The organism is Stenotrophomonas sp. JAG2, from assembly GCF_041080745.1.
Lineage (GTDB): Bacteria > Pseudomonadota > Gammaproteobacteria > Xanthomonadales > Xanthomonadaceae > Stenotrophomonas > Stenotrophomonas maltophilia_AA.
Window position 1 is genome coordinate 115,009 of sequence record NZ_JBEUMH010000008.1, and the last position, 15,729, is coordinate 130,737.

Annotated in this window: 14 protein-coding genes; 5 read left to right on the forward strand and 9 right to left on the reverse strand. The window is 67.5% G+C overall.

Annotation, left to right across the window (positions count from 1 at the left end; translation table 11 throughout):
• Positions 1-8: 8 nt before the first annotated feature.
• A complete protein-coding gene (locus AB9O74_RS12305; RefSeq protein WP_369349479.1) occupies positions 9-1,352 on the reverse strand; it encodes a TRZ/ATZ family hydrolase in 1,344 nt (447 codons plus the stop codon).
• A 241-nt stretch (positions 1,353-1,593) separates the two neighbouring features.
• A complete protein-coding gene (gene efp, locus AB9O74_RS12310) occupies positions 1,594-2,163 on the reverse strand; it encodes an elongation factor P (RefSeq protein ID WP_019182820.1) in 570 nt (189 codons plus the stop codon).
• A 126-nt stretch (positions 2,164-2,289) separates the two neighbouring features.
• Between efp and epmB the strand changes: the two genes are divergently transcribed.
• Positions 2,290-3,294 carry an EF-P beta-lysylation protein EpmB gene (epmB, locus tag AB9O74_RS12315; protein WP_369349480.1) on the forward strand — a complete coding sequence of 335 codons (1,005 nt, stop codon included), beginning with the start codon at positions 2,290-2,292 and terminating at the stop codon, positions 3,292-3,294.
• A 45-nt stretch (positions 3,295-3,339) separates the two neighbouring features.
• On the opposite strand, the gene AB9O74_RS12320 is transcribed toward epmB, so the two are convergent.
• The 3 genes from AB9O74_RS12320 to AB9O74_RS12330 form a co-directional block, all read right to left on the reverse strand.
• Positions 3,340-5,466, reverse strand: coding sequence for a putative bifunctional diguanylate cyclase/phosphodiesterase (locus tag AB9O74_RS12320; protein WP_369349481.1), 2,127 nt, complete (start codon positions 5,464-5,466; stop codon positions 3,340-3,342).
• The gene (locus tag AB9O74_RS12325) at positions 5,463-6,353 is read right to left on the reverse strand and encodes a phosphate/phosphite/phosphonate ABC transporter substrate-binding protein (RefSeq protein WP_194243668.1); all 891 of its coding nucleotides are present in this window, start codon (positions 6,351-6,353) and stop codon (positions 5,463-5,465) included. Before AB9O74_RS12325 ends, AB9O74_RS12320 begins: the two co-directional genes overlap by 4 nt.
• 94 nt (positions 6,354-6,447) lie before the next feature.
• A complete protein-coding gene (locus AB9O74_RS12330; protein ID WP_346489886.1) occupies positions 6,448-7,221 on the reverse strand; it encodes an RNA methyltransferase in 774 nt (257 codons plus the stop codon).
• Positions 7,222-7,340: 119 nt separating this feature from the next.
• On the opposite strand from AB9O74_RS12330, the gene AB9O74_RS12335 reads away from it, so the two are divergent.
• The gene (locus tag AB9O74_RS12335; protein WP_019182815.1) at positions 7,341-8,168 is read left to right on the forward strand and encodes an inositol monophosphatase family protein; all 828 of its coding nucleotides are present in this window, start codon (positions 7,341-7,343) and stop codon (positions 8,166-8,168) included.
• Between the two features lie 257 nt (positions 8,169-8,425).
• Here AB9O74_RS12335 and htpX read toward each other — a convergent pair whose 3' ends face one another.
• On the reverse strand, positions 8,426-9,298 hold the full coding sequence (htpX, locus tag AB9O74_RS12340; RefSeq protein ID WP_176989394.1) for a protease HtpX: 873 nt from the start codon (positions 9,296-9,298) through the stop codon (positions 8,426-8,428).
• A gap of 93 nt (positions 9,299-9,391) precedes the next feature.
• On the opposite strand from htpX, the gene gluQRS reads away from it, so the two are divergent.
• The 3 genes from gluQRS (at position 9,392) to phaR (ending at position 11,775) form a co-directional block, all read left to right on the forward strand.
• Complete coding sequence (gene gluQRS / locus AB9O74_RS12345) at positions 9,392-10,297, forward strand: tRNA glutamyl-Q(34) synthetase GluQRS (RefSeq protein WP_369349482.1); 906 nt, start codon at positions 9,392-9,394, stop codon at positions 10,295-10,297.
• Positions 10,298-10,350: 53 nt separating this feature from the next.
• Positions 10,351-11,091, forward strand: a complete 741-nt coding sequence (gene phbB / locus AB9O74_RS12350) for an acetoacetyl-CoA reductase (RefSeq protein WP_152153448.1) — start codon at positions 10,351-10,353, stop codon at positions 11,089-11,091.
• Between the two features lie 132 nt (positions 11,092-11,223).
• Positions 11,224-11,775 carry a polyhydroxyalkanoate synthesis repressor PhaR gene (gene phaR, locus AB9O74_RS12355; protein ID WP_369349483.1) on the forward strand — a complete coding sequence of 184 codons (552 nt, stop codon included), beginning with the start codon at positions 11,224-11,226 and terminating at the stop codon, positions 11,773-11,775.
• 121 nt (positions 11,776-11,896) lie between these two features.
• Here phaR and AB9O74_RS12360 read toward each other — a convergent pair whose 3' ends face one another.
• The 3 genes from AB9O74_RS12360 to mutL are packed head-to-tail and all read right to left on the reverse strand — an operon-like array spanning position 11,897 to position 15,688.
• Positions 11,897-12,856 (reverse strand): TraB/GumN family protein, encoded by a 960-nt coding sequence (locus tag AB9O74_RS12360; RefSeq protein ID WP_369349484.1) that lies wholly within the window; start codon positions 12,854-12,856, stop codon positions 11,897-11,899.
• A gap of 2 nt (positions 12,857-12,858) precedes the next feature.
• Positions 12,859-13,800 (reverse strand): DUF1684 domain-containing protein, encoded by a 942-nt coding sequence (locus AB9O74_RS12365; protein WP_369349485.1) that lies wholly within the window; start codon positions 13,798-13,800, stop codon positions 12,859-12,861.
• A gap of 10 nt (positions 13,801-13,810) precedes the next feature.
• Positions 13,811-15,688: a DNA mismatch repair endonuclease MutL gene (gene mutL / locus AB9O74_RS12370; protein ID WP_369349486.1), complete on the reverse strand. Its 1,878-nt coding sequence runs from the start codon at positions 15,686-15,688 to the stop codon at positions 13,811-13,813.
• Between the last annotated feature and the right edge of the window lie 41 nt (positions 15,689-15,729).

The following is a 15,729-nucleotide window of genomic DNA, read 5'->3' on the forward strand; positions in this document are numbered from 1 at the left end:
TTGGTGCATCAAGCACGGATGTGTCGGATACGCTCGCGCCACTGGCGGGCGTTGGCGACGATCGCCGCGGTGTCCATGCCAATCAGTTCGCGCTGGACCAGCTTGGGCTGGCCGGCGATCCAGACATCGCTGACCTGATGGCGGCCGGCGGCGTAGACGAGCTGCGAAAGCACATGGTGCAGCGGTTGGGTTTCCAGCGCGGACAGGTCCACGCAGACCAGGTCGGCCTGCTTGCCGACCTCGATCGAGCCGATGCGGTCGCCGAAGCCCAGCGCGCGGGCGCCGCCCAGCGTGGCCGCGCGCAGCGTGGTGGCCGCGTCCAGCGCGGTCGCGTCATTGGCCACGGCCTTGGCCAGGATCGCCGCGGTGCGGTTCTCGCTGAACATGTCCAGATCGTTGTTGCTGGCGCAGCCGTCGGTGCCGATCGCCAGGTTCACGCCGGCGCGCTGCAGGGCGCAGGCCGGGCAGAAGCCGGAGGCCAGTTTGAGGTTGGATTCCGGGCAGTGCACCACGCTGACGCCGCGCTCGGCGCACAGGTGGATTTCCGCCTCGGTCAGCTGGGTCATGTGCACGGCGATCAGGCGGTCGTTGACCAGGCCGAGCCGATCCAGCCGCGCCAGCGGACGCTGGCCATGCAGCTTGATCGAGTCGCTGATTTCCTGCGCGGTCTCATGCGTGTGCAGGTGCACCTGCATGTCCAGCTGATCGGACAGCATGCGCACGCGTTCGAAGTTCGCGTCGTTGACGGTGTACGGCGCATGCGGCGCGAACGAGGTGCCGATCAGCGGGTCGTTGCGCCACTGGTCGTGCAGCTCGCCGGCCTTGGCGAAGTACTCGTCGTCGGTCTTGGCCCAGGCGGTCGGGAAATCGATGATCACCGCGCCGACCAGCGCACGGAACCCGTGCTGCTTGTAGACGGCGGCCTGGACGTCGGAGAAGAAGTAGTTTTCGTTGGCGCAGGTGGTGCCGCCGCGCAGCATCTCGGCGATCGCCAGGGTGGTGCCGTCGGCCACGAACTCCGGCCCGATCACCGCCGCTTCCACCGGCCAGATGTGCTGCTGCAGCCAGACCATCAGCGGCAGGTCGTCGGCGACGCCCCGCAGCAGGGTCATAGGATTGTGGGTATGCGCGTTGACGAGGCCCGGCATCAGCGCCGCCTCCGGGCGCGAGACCGTCTGCTTGGGCGCAAAGCGCTCGCGCGCATCGGCACGCGGCAGGATCGCGATGATCTCGCCACCGCGCACGGCCACGGCATGGTCTTCCAGCACCACCGCATGCGGTTCGATCGGGACCACGTAACCGGCTTCGATCAACAGGTCACAGGCTTCGGGAATGCGGGCGGTGTCGGTCATGCGGACTCACTGTGCTGGGCGGCGACCCCGAAGGCGTGTGCGACCGGGGCGCTCTGGAGGTAGAGCCGAGCCATGCTCGGCTGCGCGTGGTGTCGGCATCATGAACGTCGGGAAGTGCCGCCGGGCTGCGCCTGGGTGCCGACCAAGGGTCGGTACTGCCAGGGGCCGGCCGATCAACGATCGGCTACCGGGTGGCGCAGCCGACCAACGGCCGGCTCTACCCTAATCCGGCTTCTCCGGATTACTTGCCTGCGCGCGCGGAGTACTCGCCCGAGCGGGTGTCGACCTTGATGATTTCATCCTGGTTGACGAACAGCGGCACGCGGACCACCGCACCGGTTTCCAGGGTGGCCGGCTTGCCGCCGCCGCCCGAGGTATCGCCACGGACGCCCGGGTCGGTTTCGGTGATCTTCAGCTCGACGAAGTTCGGCGGCTGCACGAAGATCGGCTCACCGTTCCACAGGGTGACGATGCAGGACTCTTCGCCCTTCAGCCACTTCTCCGCGCCGCCCATGCCGGCCTTGGTGGCCTGGACCTGCTCGAAGGATTCCGGGTCCATGAAGTGCCAGAACTCGCCGTCGCTGTACATGAAGTCCATGTTGGTGTCGACGACGTCGGCCTTCTCCACGTCATCGGTCGCCTTCATGGTCATTTCGACCACGCGGCCCGACTTGATGAAGCGGTACTTCATGCGGGTGAAGGCCTGGCCCTTGCCCGGCTTGACGTATTCGGTCTCGGTGATGACCGCTGGTTCATTGTTGACCAGGATCTTCATCCCGTTCTTGACGTCGTTCATGCCAACAGTGGCCATGCTGAAACTCCTGAATGGGCAAACGCCGCGCAGGCGCGGCGAGCCGGATAGAATGGGAAATCCCACCGACACCGGTGGGGTGACTCGATATTTCTGACCCACATGATAACCGCAGGCCCCCATTCCATGCAGCTTTCCGCCACGCCCCTGGCCGCCCCCGTCCGCTGGCAGCAACGGTGGCGCGAGGCGATCCGCGACCCGCGCGAGCTGCTGCGGCAGCTGGGGCTGGATCCGGTGGAGCTGGGCGTCTCGGACGAAGCGGCCGGCCAGTTCGCGGTGCGCGTGCCGCAGGGCTTCGCGGCCCGGATGCGCCACGGCGACCGCCACGACCCCCTGCTCCGCCAGGTGCTGCCGATCACCGACGAGCTCAGGATCGTCCCCGGCTTCAGCCTGGACGCGGTCGGTGACGGCGCGGCCAAGAAGGCCACGGGGGTCATCCAGAAGTACCGCGGCCGTGCCCTGCTGGTCACCACCGGCAGCTGCGCGATCAACTGCCGCTACTGTTTCCGCCGCCATTTCGACTACGGCACCGAGAACGCGGCCCGCGAGGGCTGGCGCGATGCGGTGGACGCGATCGCGCAGGACCCGGACATCGACGAGGTGATCCTGTCCGGCGGCGACCCGCTGTCGCTGGCCACGCACAAGCTGGTCGAGCTGACCCAGGCGCTCAGGCAGATTCCGCACCTGCGTCGGCTGCGCATCCACAGCCGGCTGCCGGTGGTGCTGCCCGAACGGGTGGACGACGAACTGGTGCAGTGGCTGGGCAGCCTGCCGTGGCCGGTGGCGTTCGTGATCCATGCCAACCATGCCAACGAATTCGACGCATCGGTGGATGCCGCGATGGCGCGCCTGCGCGAGGCCGGCGCCACCCTGCTCAACCAGGCGGTGCTGCTGCGCGGGGTCAACGATTCGATCGAGGCGCTGCAGGCACTGAGCGAGCGCAGCTTCGCCGCCGGTGTACTGCCCTACTACCTGTACCAGGTGGATCGGGTCGAAGGCGTGGCCCACTTCGAAGTGGACGACGACACCGCCAAGGACCTGCATGCGCAGCTGACCGCGCGCCTGTCCGGCTACCTGGTGCCGAAGCTGGTCCGCGAGATCTCCGGCGACAGCAGCAAGCGGCCGGTGTAATTAACGGGGACGGAGGTAGTTATTAACTACCTCCGTCCCCGTTAATCAGCGGCCCGATTCGAGGAGCTGCACGACCTCGGTCGCGCTGACCGGGTGGCTGAGCCAGTAGCCCTGGGCCAGGTCGCAGCCGCGCTGGGCCAGCAGGTCGAACTGCACTTCCTGCTCGATGCCTTCGGCGACCACGGTGATCCCCAGCGCATGGGCCATGGCGATGATCGCCGTGGTCAGGGCCAGGTCGTCCGGGTCGCGCTGCATGTCGGCGACGAAACTCTTGTCGATCTTGACCCCGTCCACCGGCACCTGGCGCAGGTGGCTCAAGCCCGAGAAGCCGGTCCCGAAATCATCCAGCCAGACCTTGACGCCGGTCCGGTGCAGCTTGTCCAGCAGCGCCGCAGCCAGCATTTCATCGCCGATCACCGCCGTTTCGGTCAGCTCCAGGTGCAGGCGCGAGGCCGGCAGGCCGGTATCGCGCAGGCAGTCGGCGACCAGGGTCGGCAGTTCCCCGCCCCGCAGCTGGCGCGGTGACACGTTGACCGACACGAACAGGCCCTCGCCGTCCACGCCGGCTGGCCATTGCACCGCCTCGGTGCAGGCCGCGCGCAGGACCTTGGGGCCGATCACCTCGATCAAGCCGCTCTGCTCGGCGACTTCGATGAACACCGAGGGCGGAATCGTGCCGAGGGTCGGGTGCTGCCAGCGCAGCAGCACCTCCACCCCGACCATGCGACGGTCGCGGGTGCGGAAGATCGGCTGGTAGGCCAGCCGCAGTTCGCCGCGCTCCCAGGCACCGCGCAGCTCCTGCTCCATGTGCACCCGGCGCTCGACCGCATGGTCCATCGCCCGGCTGTAATAGCGGTAACAGTTCTTGCCGGCCATCTTGGCCTGGTACATCGCGATGTCGCCGTTCTTCAGCAGCGTGGTGGCATCGGCGGCATCGTCGGGGAACAGGGTCACGCCGATCGAGGTGCCCAGGAACAGCTCCCGGCCCTGCACCACGAGCGGCTTGCCCAGCTCGCGCACGAGGATCTCGGCCAGTTCGCGGGCCCCGGCGGCGACATCTCCCTCACCGATCAGGATCACGAACTCATCGCCGCCGAAGCGCGCCAACAACGCCTCGTCGCCGCCGGCCTGGGCGACCGCCGCGCTGATCCGCTGCGCGAACTGCAGCAGCGCCTCGTCGCCGGCCTCGTGGCCCAGGGTGTCGTTGACCCGCTTGAAATCGTCCATGTCGGCGAACAGCAGCCCCAGCCGGTGTCCGGAGGCGCGCGCCGCCATCAGGCGATGATCGAGCGCCTCGCGGAACGCCAGCCGGTTGGTCAGGCCGGTCAGCGCATCGGTATAGGCCATGTGCCGCACTTCGCGGTCATGCCGCGCGATCGCCTGGCTCATGCGGTCGAACGCACGCATCAACTCGCCGACCTCGTCCTGCCGGCGGCTCTCCGGCATCCGCAGGGTGTAATCGCCCGCCTCGATCTGGCGGGCAGCACCGGCCAGCCAACGGATCGGCGTGACCAGCGTGCGCTGCACGTAGATGATCACCACCGCGCCGATCCCGATCAGCAGGCCGAGCATCAGCAGCAGCCACCCCAGATGGCGCTTGCCGACCTGCTGCAGGCGATCGCCCAGGGTCTGGTTGGCCTGCCGCTCCATCGCCTGCACATCGTCCAGCGCCATGCCCACGCGCACCCCGCCGATCCGCTGGTTGCCGATCATGATCGGCATCGCGTTGTCGAGCACCTTGGGCGAGGCCTGCACCACCAGCTCGCGCGCGCCGGCGGCGCCCGCAGCGAGCGGGTCGGTCATGGGCTGGCCGAACTCCAGCACGTCCACCGTGCCATCGTGGATCAGCCGGCCCCGGTCGTCGAACACCAGCACATAACGCACCACCTGCTGCCGGGAGGTATTGCGCACCAGCGCCCCGACCTGCTCCAGGTCGTTGTAGTACAGCGGGTTGGCCAGCGCATCGGACAGCTCACGCGCCAGCGCTTCGCCCCGGCTGCGCACGCTGCGGTCGAACAGGTCATGGATGACCGTGCCACTGAGGTGCTGCACCTCCTCCTGCATCGTGGCCTGGCGCCCAAGCACCACGGCCACGATCGCCACCACGACCAGCATCGCGCCGCCCATCGCCAGCACGAAGCGGGCCTGCATTCCGGAACCCAAGCGACTCATTCCACTTCCATCCGCACGCGCGTCAAGCCTTGTTTCAATTCATCCAGCCGGTGCTGCATCTGCGCATCCACCCGGTGGAACCCGGAAGTACCAAAAAACGTCTTCAATGCCGGCCGTGCCTGCGGATCGGACGCGGCGTCCAGCAGCACCTGCTGCAGGCGGTCGCGCACCTGCGGGTCCAGGCCCTCGCGCACCATCTCGACCGCCCGCGGGTACGGCGCGGTGCGATGGATGACGCGGAAATCGCGCAGGAAATTGGCGGGAATGCGCTTGCCATCGGACCAGTCCACGCTGCTCACCGCCCCCGCGTCGACCAGCCCCTTGTGCACGAACGTGGCGATGTTCGACTCCGACCGTGCGAACACGTAGCCCACCGTATCCGGCGCGGCGACATCACCGATCGAGGCCAGGATCTCCGGCGTTTCGCCATGCTGCAGCAGGGTCATGACCGGCACGAGATACGCACTGGTGGACGCCACGTTCTGCAGGGCCAGGGTGTGCCCGCGCAGGTCTTCCAGGGTCTGGATGGGACTCTCGCGGCGCACGAAGAACACGGTGTGGTAGTCGCGCACGCCGCTGCGCTCGGTCAACAGCAGCGGTCTGGCGCCGCTGCGCAATCCCAAGGCCACGGCGGTGCCGGAGGTTTCGGTCACCCAGTCGACCCGGCCGCGGCGCAGGTAGCTGCCCATCTGCTGGGCATCGCGCGCCATGAGGATGCGGCCTTCGGTGATACCGACGTCGTGCATGCGGGGGATCACGTAATCGAGCAGGGGCTGCAGTTGCGCATAGTGTGACTTGGGGTCGTCGCTGATCCGGCCCAGCACCAGGACATGGGCGGGCCCGGCCAGAGCCGGACCGGTCATCGCGGCGATGGCCAGACACAGCATTACGCTCTGCAGCAGCCTTCGCAGTCTCGACAAGCCCATCACTCCCCCCAAGGAATCGAGACAGACTACCCGAAAAAATGAGAACTGCGTCAGCTTACAGGGGCTTATTCGTCGCCAACCGCGCCATCCGCTGAGCGTCGGACAGGATGCCGCGCAGCAGCCGCACTTCCTGTTCGCTCAGTTCCGTCCGCAGGAACAGGCGGCGCAGCTTGCGCATCGCCGATTCGGGCGCACGGCCCTTGTGGAAATCGATCTCATCGAGGGTATCGCCGAGCTGGCCGAACAGGCCTTCGACCTGGGCATGGCTGGCCGGCGCTTCGCCGAAACCGGGGTCGGCCGGGGCAGCGACCGGGGCCTCGGCGGCGCCGAGGATCGCCATGCGCACTTCATAGGCCAGCACCTGGACGGCGGCGGCCAGGTTCAAGGAACTGAACTCCGGGTTGGAGGGAATGTGCACGGCCGCATGGCAGAGCTGCAGCTCTTCATTGGTCAGGCCGGTGCGCTCGCGGCCGAACACGAAGGCGACTTCGGCCGGCTCGGCGGCCTTGGCCAGCACCCGCTGGGCAGCCACGGCCGGCAGTAGCTCTTCCAGCTGCACCCGACGCGAGCGGGCGGTGCAGCCCAGCACGAAGCGGCAATCGGCCACGGCCTCGGCCAGGGTCGCCACGACCGGGGCGTCACCGAGGACATCTTCGGCGCCGGCGGAGCGGCGGAAGGCCTCTTCATCGAGCGGTTTTTCCGGGGCCACCAGGACCAGGCGGCCCAGGCCCATGGTTTTCATGGCCCGCGCGGCCGCCCCCATGTTTCCCGGGTGCTGGGTGCCGACCAGGACGAAACGGATGCGGGCGGGAGCGGTTTCAACGGACATGAACAGGCCAAATGGGAGCAGGACAGCGACAAATGGTAAACTGTGCGACCGGCCTCTGCGCCGGGACCGCTCTTTTCCCCCGCCAAACCCCTACTCTGCCTTTACGGGAGCTTTTCGCCATGCAGAAACCCGCCGTCACCGTCATGGTCAAGGCCGCCCGCCTCGCCGGCAACGTCCTGTTGCGCAACATCAACAAGCTCGAGGCGTTGAACGTCGTGCAGAAGGGCCGCATGGACTATGCCAGTGAAGTCGATGCAGATGCGGAAAAGGTCATCGTCAAGGAACTCAAGCGCGCCTATCCCGAGTACGGGATCATGGGTGAGGAAGGTGGCGTGCAGTCGGTCAACCGTTACATGTGGGTCATCGATCCGCTGGACGGCACCAGCAACTACCTGCGCGGCTTCCCCCATTACTGCGTGTCCATCGCCCTGGTCGAGAACGGTGAGCCGATCGACGCGGTGATCTTCGATCCGCTCCGCAATGAGCTGTTTACCGCCAGCCGTGGCGCGGGCGCGGTGTTCAACGACCGCCGTATCCGTATTGCCGAGCGCAAGGATCTGGGCGGCGCGATGATCCATACCGGCTTTGCCCCGCGTGAGCGCCAGCGCACGAGTGCGCAGCTGAAGGCCGTCGATGCGCTGCTGGTGCAGGCCGAAGATGTGCGCCGCACCGGTTCGGCGGCGCTGGATCTGGCCTATGTCGCCTGTGGCCGCGCCGATGCGTACTTCGAGGCCGGCGTGAAGGCGTGGGATATCGCAGCCGGCGTGCTGCTGGTCCGTGAGGCCGGTGGCCGGGTCTGCGATTTCAAGGGCGCGACCCCGGCCCGCATGGACAGCCGTGGTCCGGAAACCCAGCAGATCGTGGCGGGCAACGTGAAGATCAGCGATGCGCTGCAGAAGGTCCTGGTCAATACCGGCTACGCGGCGGAGTTCGACGCGAAGTTCTGATCGGGCGGGTTGCGATCTGCATGACGACGGCGCCTTCGGGCGCCGTCTGCGTTTGTGGGGCTGTCATCGTGCGCCCTGCTGGACGGGTCAACGCGTGCCTGGCTCGTCGTGCGTCGGTAGTGCCGACCGCTGGTCGGCTGCTGTTGAACGGCTGCGAACGGCAACGGCAGCGCCTCCATTGCTGAGGGCCCGAGGCCGCGTCCAACAAAAACGCCCGGCGAAAGCCGGGCGTTCTGGTCAGCGCACTGCGGTGTGGGTTACACCACGGTGTTGTTGGCGGCGCGAAGCGCGGCGATGCGCTCGTCCAGCGGCGGGTGGCTCATGAACAGCTTCTTGGCAGCGCCGCCAGCGATGCCGAAGGCGGCGATCTGGGTCGGCAGGGTGCTCTGGCCGTGGTTGACCTTGAGGCGTTCCAGCGCGGCGATCATCTTCTGGCGGCCGGCCAGGTGGGCACCGCCGGCATCGGCGCGGAATTCGCGGTGACGGGAGAACCACATGGAGATCATGGTGGCGAACAGGCCGAACACCATTTCCAGCACGAACACGATGATGTAGTACGCAAAGCCGCGGCCGCCGCCTTCGCGGTTGCCGGACAGGGCGCTGTCGATGAAGCCGCCCACGATGCGGGCGAGGACGATGACGAAGGTGTTGAGCACGCCCTGCAACAGAGCCATGGTGATCATGTCGCCATTGGCGACGTGGGCGATTTCATGGCCGAGCACGGCTTCGGCTTCGTCTTCGCTCATGTTGTGCAGCAGGCCGGTGGAGACCGCGACCAGGGCCTTGTTGCGGTTGGCGCCGGTGGCGAACGCGTTGATTTCAGGGCCTTCATACACCGCCACTTCGGGCATGCCGATGCCGGCCTCGCGGGCCTGGCGTTCCACGGTGGCCAGCAGCCAGCGCTCGGTCTGGTTGCGCGGCTCGGTGATCACCACCGCGCCGGTGGAGCGCTTGGCCATGAACTTGGACAGCAGCAGGGAGATGAACGAGCCCCCGAAGCCGAAGATGGCCGCAAAGACCAGCAGACCGCTCATCTGGTTGGGATTGACGCCCAGTACCGACATCACGATGCCGGCCAGGATCAGCACCGCAAAGTTGGTCAGAAGGAAGAGAGCAATGCGACTGAACATGGGAAAAGGACGCTCGTGGGAGGTTGATGAGTGCAAATCTGCGGTGACTTCAGCTTGAATTCAAGTCGCAAACTGACCGACGATTCATAGTCCATGTCCGATCCCTCCTATTGCGGGCGCTTTGCGCCCTCGCCCACCGGCCCCCTGCACCCCGGCTCACTGCTGGCGGCGCTGGGCAGCTGGCTGCTCGCGCGCCACGCCGGCGGCCGCTGGCTGGTGCGGGTGGAGGACGTCGATCCTCCTCGAACGGTGCCCGGCGCCGCAAGCGGCCAGCTGGCCATGCTGGCCGCCTGCGGACTCATCAGCGACGGGCCGGTGGTGCATCAGAGCCAGCGCGATGCGCTGTATGAGGCGGCGCTGGAGCGGCTGCTGCGCGAGGACAAGGCGTTTGTCTGCCATTGCAGCCGCAGCGAGCTGGCCGCGCAGGGCGGCATCCACCACCGCTGCGTGGCCCGCGCCGAACGCGCGCACCCTGCCGTGCGGCTGCGGGTGCCACCGGGCAGCGTGGTCCGCTTGGATGACGGCCTGCAGGGCACGATCGTCCAGGACGTGCACGCCGAGGTCGGCGATGTGGTGCTGCGCCGGGCCGACGGCTACTGGGCGTACCAACTGGCGGTGGTGGTCGATGATGGTGCGCAGCAGGTGACCGACGTGGTCCGCGGGGCCGACCTGCTCGACTCGACCCCGCGCCAGATCCTGCTGCAGCAGGCGCTCGGGTTGCCGACACCGCGCTACCTGCATCTGCCACTGCTGCTCGGCCCCGACGGGCGCAAGCTGTCCAAGTCCGAGGCCGCGCGGCCGATCGACCCCGCCCAACCGCTGCCGGCCCTGCGCCAGGCGTGGCGGCAGCTGGGTCAGGATCCGGCGATCGGCGCGACGGTCGACGAGGTCGACCTTTGGCTGCGGCAGGCCGCCGCCAGCTTCGATCCGGCACGGTTGCCACCGGGCGACATTTCAACCCTGCATGCGGCTGGCGAGGCTGCCCCTTTTGCCCGCTGATGTTGCAGAATCGTTTTCCCCCTTGTTGGCCCTGCCTTTCGGAGTAGCTGCTCATGACATCTCGCGTCGCACTGGTCACCGGTGGTACCGGCGGTATCGGTACTGCCATCTGCCAACGTCTGGCCGACCAGGGCCATCGGGTCGCCACCAACTACCGTGACGAAGCAAAAGCCAAGGCCTGGCGCGAGAAGATGCTGGCCCGCGGCTGCGATGTGGCGATCTTCCCGGGCGATGTGTCCGACCCCGGCACCGCCGAGAGCATGGTGCAGGCCGTCGAAGCGGCGCTGGGCCCGGTCGAGATCCTGATCAACAACGCCGGCATCACCCGCGACACCACGTTCCACCGCATGCGCGCGGACCAGTGGCACGATGTGATCAACACCAACCTCAACTCGGTGTTCAACGTCACCCGCCCGGTCATCGAGGGCATGCGCCGCCGCGGCTGGGGCCGGGTCATCCAGATCAGCTCGATCAACGGCCTGAAGGGCCAGTATGGCCAGGCCAACTACGCCGCCGCCAAAGCCGGCATGCACGGCTTCACCATTTCGCTGGCGCGTGAGAATGCAGGCTTCGGCATCACCGTGAACACGATTTCGCCCGGCTATGTGGCCACCGACATGGTGATGGCCGTGCCGGACGAGGTGCGTGCCAAGATCATCGCCGACATCCCCACCGGCCGCCTCGGCAAGCCGGAAGAGATCGCCTACGCGGTGGCCTTCCTGGTCAACGACGAAGCGTCCTGGATCACCGGCTCCAACCTGGACATCAACGGCGGCCACCACATGGGGTGGTAAGGGCCCGGAGAAGGGCGAATTTGCTGCACCCCATGTTGCGCAACATAAATGCGGCCCCTTGCTACCTATGGCGGTTGCATAGGCTGCTGCACTGCGCCATGCTGCGCGCCTACTGTGATGAGTGACTGCTTCATGGCTGCGACCCGCATTATCAAGAAGTATCCGAACCGCCGGCTCTACGACACGGAAATCTCCAGCTACATCACCATAGAGGATGTGCGCCAGCTGATCCTGGATGGCGAGGACTTCGAGGTGCGTGACGCCAAGAGTGGCGATGACCTGACCCGCTCGGTGCTGCTGCAGATCATCGCCGACCAGGAGCAGGACGGCGAACCGATGCTGTCCACCCAGCTGCTCAGCCAGTTGATCCGCTTCTACGGCGACTCGCTGCAGGGCTTCATGGGCAACTACCTGGAGCGCAGCATGCAGGTCTTCCTGGACCAGCAGCAGCAGTTCCGCCAGCAGATGGGCAATCTCCTCGGCCAGACCCCGTGGGCGATGATGAACCAGCTGACCGAGCGCAACATGGAAATGTGGCAGGACTTCCAGCGCAACATGGGCGCCGGCTTCGGCGGCCGCCCGGGTGGCACCGGAACGGGTACCGGCACAGGCACGGGTACCGGCACCGGTGCCGGCAAGAAGCCGGAAACCCCGGCACCGGGCGCGGGCAAGACCCGCCGCTGAGTCCGCGGTCCCAGCACACAGAGAAAAGGCGCAGCCTACGGGCCGCGCCTTTTTCGTTCAGGGGCCGGGCGACGTCAGCGTCGCCGTCCGGCCAGCCCTGGCGCCGTCCAGCCCGCGCGCATCAGCGCCTGGGCTTGGCGCAGCCGGTGCAGACGCGCTCGACCTTGTAGCCCTTGGCCCGCAGCTTTTCGACCACGCCATCGTTGCCGAGCAGATGCAGGGTGCCGACCACCACCATCGTGCCGCCCTGCCCGGCCTGCAGGTGCTGCTGCAGCTTGGGCACCCAGGCGTCGTTGCGGTCGCTGTTGATGCGCTTGTAGAGCTGCGGGTACTGGCCGCGCATTTCAGTGGCCATCGAGGTCCACAGCAGCTTGTCGTCGCCCCGGCGCCAGGCATCGTGCAGCTTGCGGCCCATCTCGTCGCCCTTGCCGGCCTGCTCCAGCGCCTCGGCCACCATCTGCTGCTGTTCCTTGGCCGACATCCCCGACAGCACCGCGACCTGGGTATCGATGTCCTCCAGCCCGTCGGTCGCCTTGCCTGCACTCGCGGCGCGGGTCATGAAATGACGATCCAGGCCGAGCGCCGGGTCCAGGCCCATCTTGGTGAACTGACTCAGCGTAATGGTCAGGCCGACGAACCACGGCTTCATGCCCTGCAACTGGGCCAGCGGCAGCTTGTTCTGCTGTGCGTAGGCCTGGAGCCTGGTCCAGGTCGCCGCATCCAGATCGCGCTTGAGCTCGGAACCATCGGTACGCACCGCGGCCTGGACCATTTTCTGCGCCAGCTGCGGCGATTCCATGTCCTGCGGGGACAGCTCGAACACCACGCGCTGCGAGGCCGCGAACGCCGCGTCGACGTCCGGCGAGAGCGGGTAATCGCTGGGCTGCAGCAGGTGGAACGAGCCCAGCAGGTACAGGCGGCTGTCGCCGGGGCCGGTCACTTTCCACAGCAGGGGAACCGGCGGCGTGGCCTTGGCCACGGGCGCGGCGGGCGCGGCCGGGCGTGCCTCGGCACCACCGGCACCGATCAACAGGCCCGCGGCGATCAGCATCGGGGACAACAGGCGCGACAACATCGACATGTTCAAGCCTCTCCTTCGGGAGCGTGGTACGCCTGCTCGCCTGCGTCCACGCGCAGGTCCAGGCGGTTTTCAGGGGGCGTCAGCGGGCAGGTCGCGAACGGGGTGAACGCGCACGGTGGGTTGTAGGCGTGATTGAAATCGATCACCACGCGGCCCTGGTCATCGGGCGCGGGCAGATCCAGATAACGACCCGCCGGGTAGCTGCCGTGGCCGCTGGTGCGGTCGCCGAAGATGACGAACAGGTCGCGGCCCGGTTCGCCGATCGCTTCCAGCCGCCAGGTGCGGCCGTCGCGCTCGAATTCCAGTGCGCCGGCATTGGGCATGTTCGTGGTCAACCCGGTGATGTCCACGATCGGCAGCGTCTTGCCGGCCGGATGCGGCACGAAGCGCGCGGTGACGCGCCAGGTGGGACCGCCCGGCCAGTAGGTCAGGCCGGTGAAGTTCGTCCGCGACGGCGCATCGGCATGCTTGACCCGCAGCGCGAAACGCTCGCCCCGATGAATCAGGCTGAGCTGGCCCTTGTCGTCGTCGAAGGCGATGACCGTCGGGGTGGGATCACGATCGCTGAAGAAGCGGATGCGGCCGGTGACCGGTTTGCCCTCCACGCGCATCGGCACGCCACGCTCCGGCGTGAACCAGACAGTCGTGCCTTCACGCGCGACCATGCCGAGCTTGTCCGGGCCCACGGCGAGGCGGATGCCGCTGCCGGGCCCGCGACCGATGTAATGCGCTTTGTGCTCCAGCCAATGCAGGCCGACCAGGCTGGTCCAGCCATCGGCGGCATGCAGCGCCTCGTAGCGCTGTTGCCGCCACTGCTGCTGTCCGGCTTCGAAGGCCGGATCGATGGCGACCTTCGCCGGCGCCGCCTCGTTCCTGCCGCCACACGCGGACACGCCCACGGCCAGCAGCAACGCGGCGGCCCACACTCCCCAGTGCTTCCCCATGACCTTCCCCTCAACGTCCGCGCAGGAACCAGCGGTCGATTTCCGCCAGTGAAAAACGCGCCCAGGTCGGTCGGCCGTGATTGCACTGACCCGAGCGCTCGGTGATTTCCATGTCGCGCAACAGTCCGTTCATCTCCGGCACCGTCAGGCGCCGGTTGGCGCGCACCGCACCGTGACAGGCCATGGTGGACAACAGTTCGTCGCGGGCACTGGCGATGCGCCGGCTCTGGCCATGTTCGCGCAGGTCGGTCAGCACGTCGCGCAGCAGCGCCTCGGGTTCGGCATTGGCCAGCAGCGCCGGAATGCTGCGCACGTGCAGCGAGCCGGGGCCGGCGCGGGTGATTTCAAAGCCCAGCGAGGTCAAGGTCTCGGCCTCGCGCTCGGCGGTATCGGCATCGCGTTCGCCGACCGCCAGGGTGATCGGTACCAGCAGCGGCTGCGCATGCAGGCCCATGCCATCGTGCGCGGTTTTCAGGCGTTCGTAGCCGATGCGTTCGTGCGCGGCATGCATGTCCACCACGATCAGGCCTTCGGCGTTCTCGGCCAGGATGTAGATGCCATGCAGCTGCGCGATCGCATAGCCCAGCGGTGGCACGCCACTGTCGGCGGCGGTCACCGGCAGACCGTTTTCGGTCGGCATCGGCGGCAAGGTGCCCGCCGCGGAGGCTCCGCCGGGCGCGCCATACAGCGCTGCATAGGCGGACGGCGCATCCGCCACGCGCAGCCCCAGCGGTGATTGCTGCGGGCGCCAGTCGCCACCGATGCCACCACCACCACCTGCTCCATTACCGGCGAGTGCATAGCCGCTGCCGCCGGAAGGCGGCAGACCATAGGCTGGCGCCGCAGTGGCAACACTCTCGGTGGCATGCACCTGCGGACCGGCCGCGGTCATGCCAGCGCGTGTTTCAGCCAAGGCTTCCTTGAGCGTGCGGTAGACGAAGTCATGGATCAGCCGAGAATCGCGGAAACGCACTTCATGCTTGGCCGGATGCACGTTGACGTCGACGCGGGTCGGGTCCAGTTCCAGGAACAGCACATACGCCGGCTGGCGGCCATGGAACAGCACGTCGCCGTAGGCCATCTTCACCGCGTGCGCGACGCTGCGGTCACGCACCGAGCGGCCGTTGACGTACAGGTACTGCTGATCGGTGCTGGCCCGCGAATAATGCGGCTGCGCGATCCAGCCATGCAGGCGCAGGCCGGCACCGCTGTGGTCCACGCGCAGCGCCTGGTTGGCGAAATCTTCGCCCAGCGTCTCGCCGAGGCGCGCGTCGGAATACAGATCACCGGGCTTGTAGCGACGCGAGGGTTTGCCATTGTGCGATACGCGCAGCTCGACATCCGGGCGCGCCAGCGCGAGCGAACGCAGCCACTCTTCGATATGGCCCAGCTCGGTGCGCTCGGCACGCAGGAACTTGCGGCGCGCCGGCACGTTGTAGAACAGCTCGCGCACTTCCACCGTGGTGCCGGGCGCATGCGCGCGTGGGGTCACTTCGCCGAGCCGGCCGCCTTCGATCTGCAAGGCGGAGCCGTGCTCGTCGATGGCGCGGCGCGAGCTCAGGGTGAAACGGCTCACCGAGGCGATCGACGGCAACGCTTCGCCGCGGAAGCCGAGCGTGGCCACCGATTCCAGATCATCCAGGCTGGCGATCTTGCTCGTGGCGTGTCGCGACACCGCCAGCGCGAGTTCTTCCGGTGCGATGCCACCGCCGTCGTCGCGGATCCGGATCAGCCGCACGCCGCCCTCTTCCAGGTCGATATCGACCCGGGTGGCGCCCGCATCCAGCGCGTTCTCGACCAGTTCCTTGACCACGGACGCGGGGCGTTCGACCACTTCGCCGGCGGCGATCTGGTTGATCAGGATGTCGGGGAGCTGACGGATGCTCATGCGCACCTCCCGGCAGCGGAGGTGGCAGGCGGGGCGGCGAG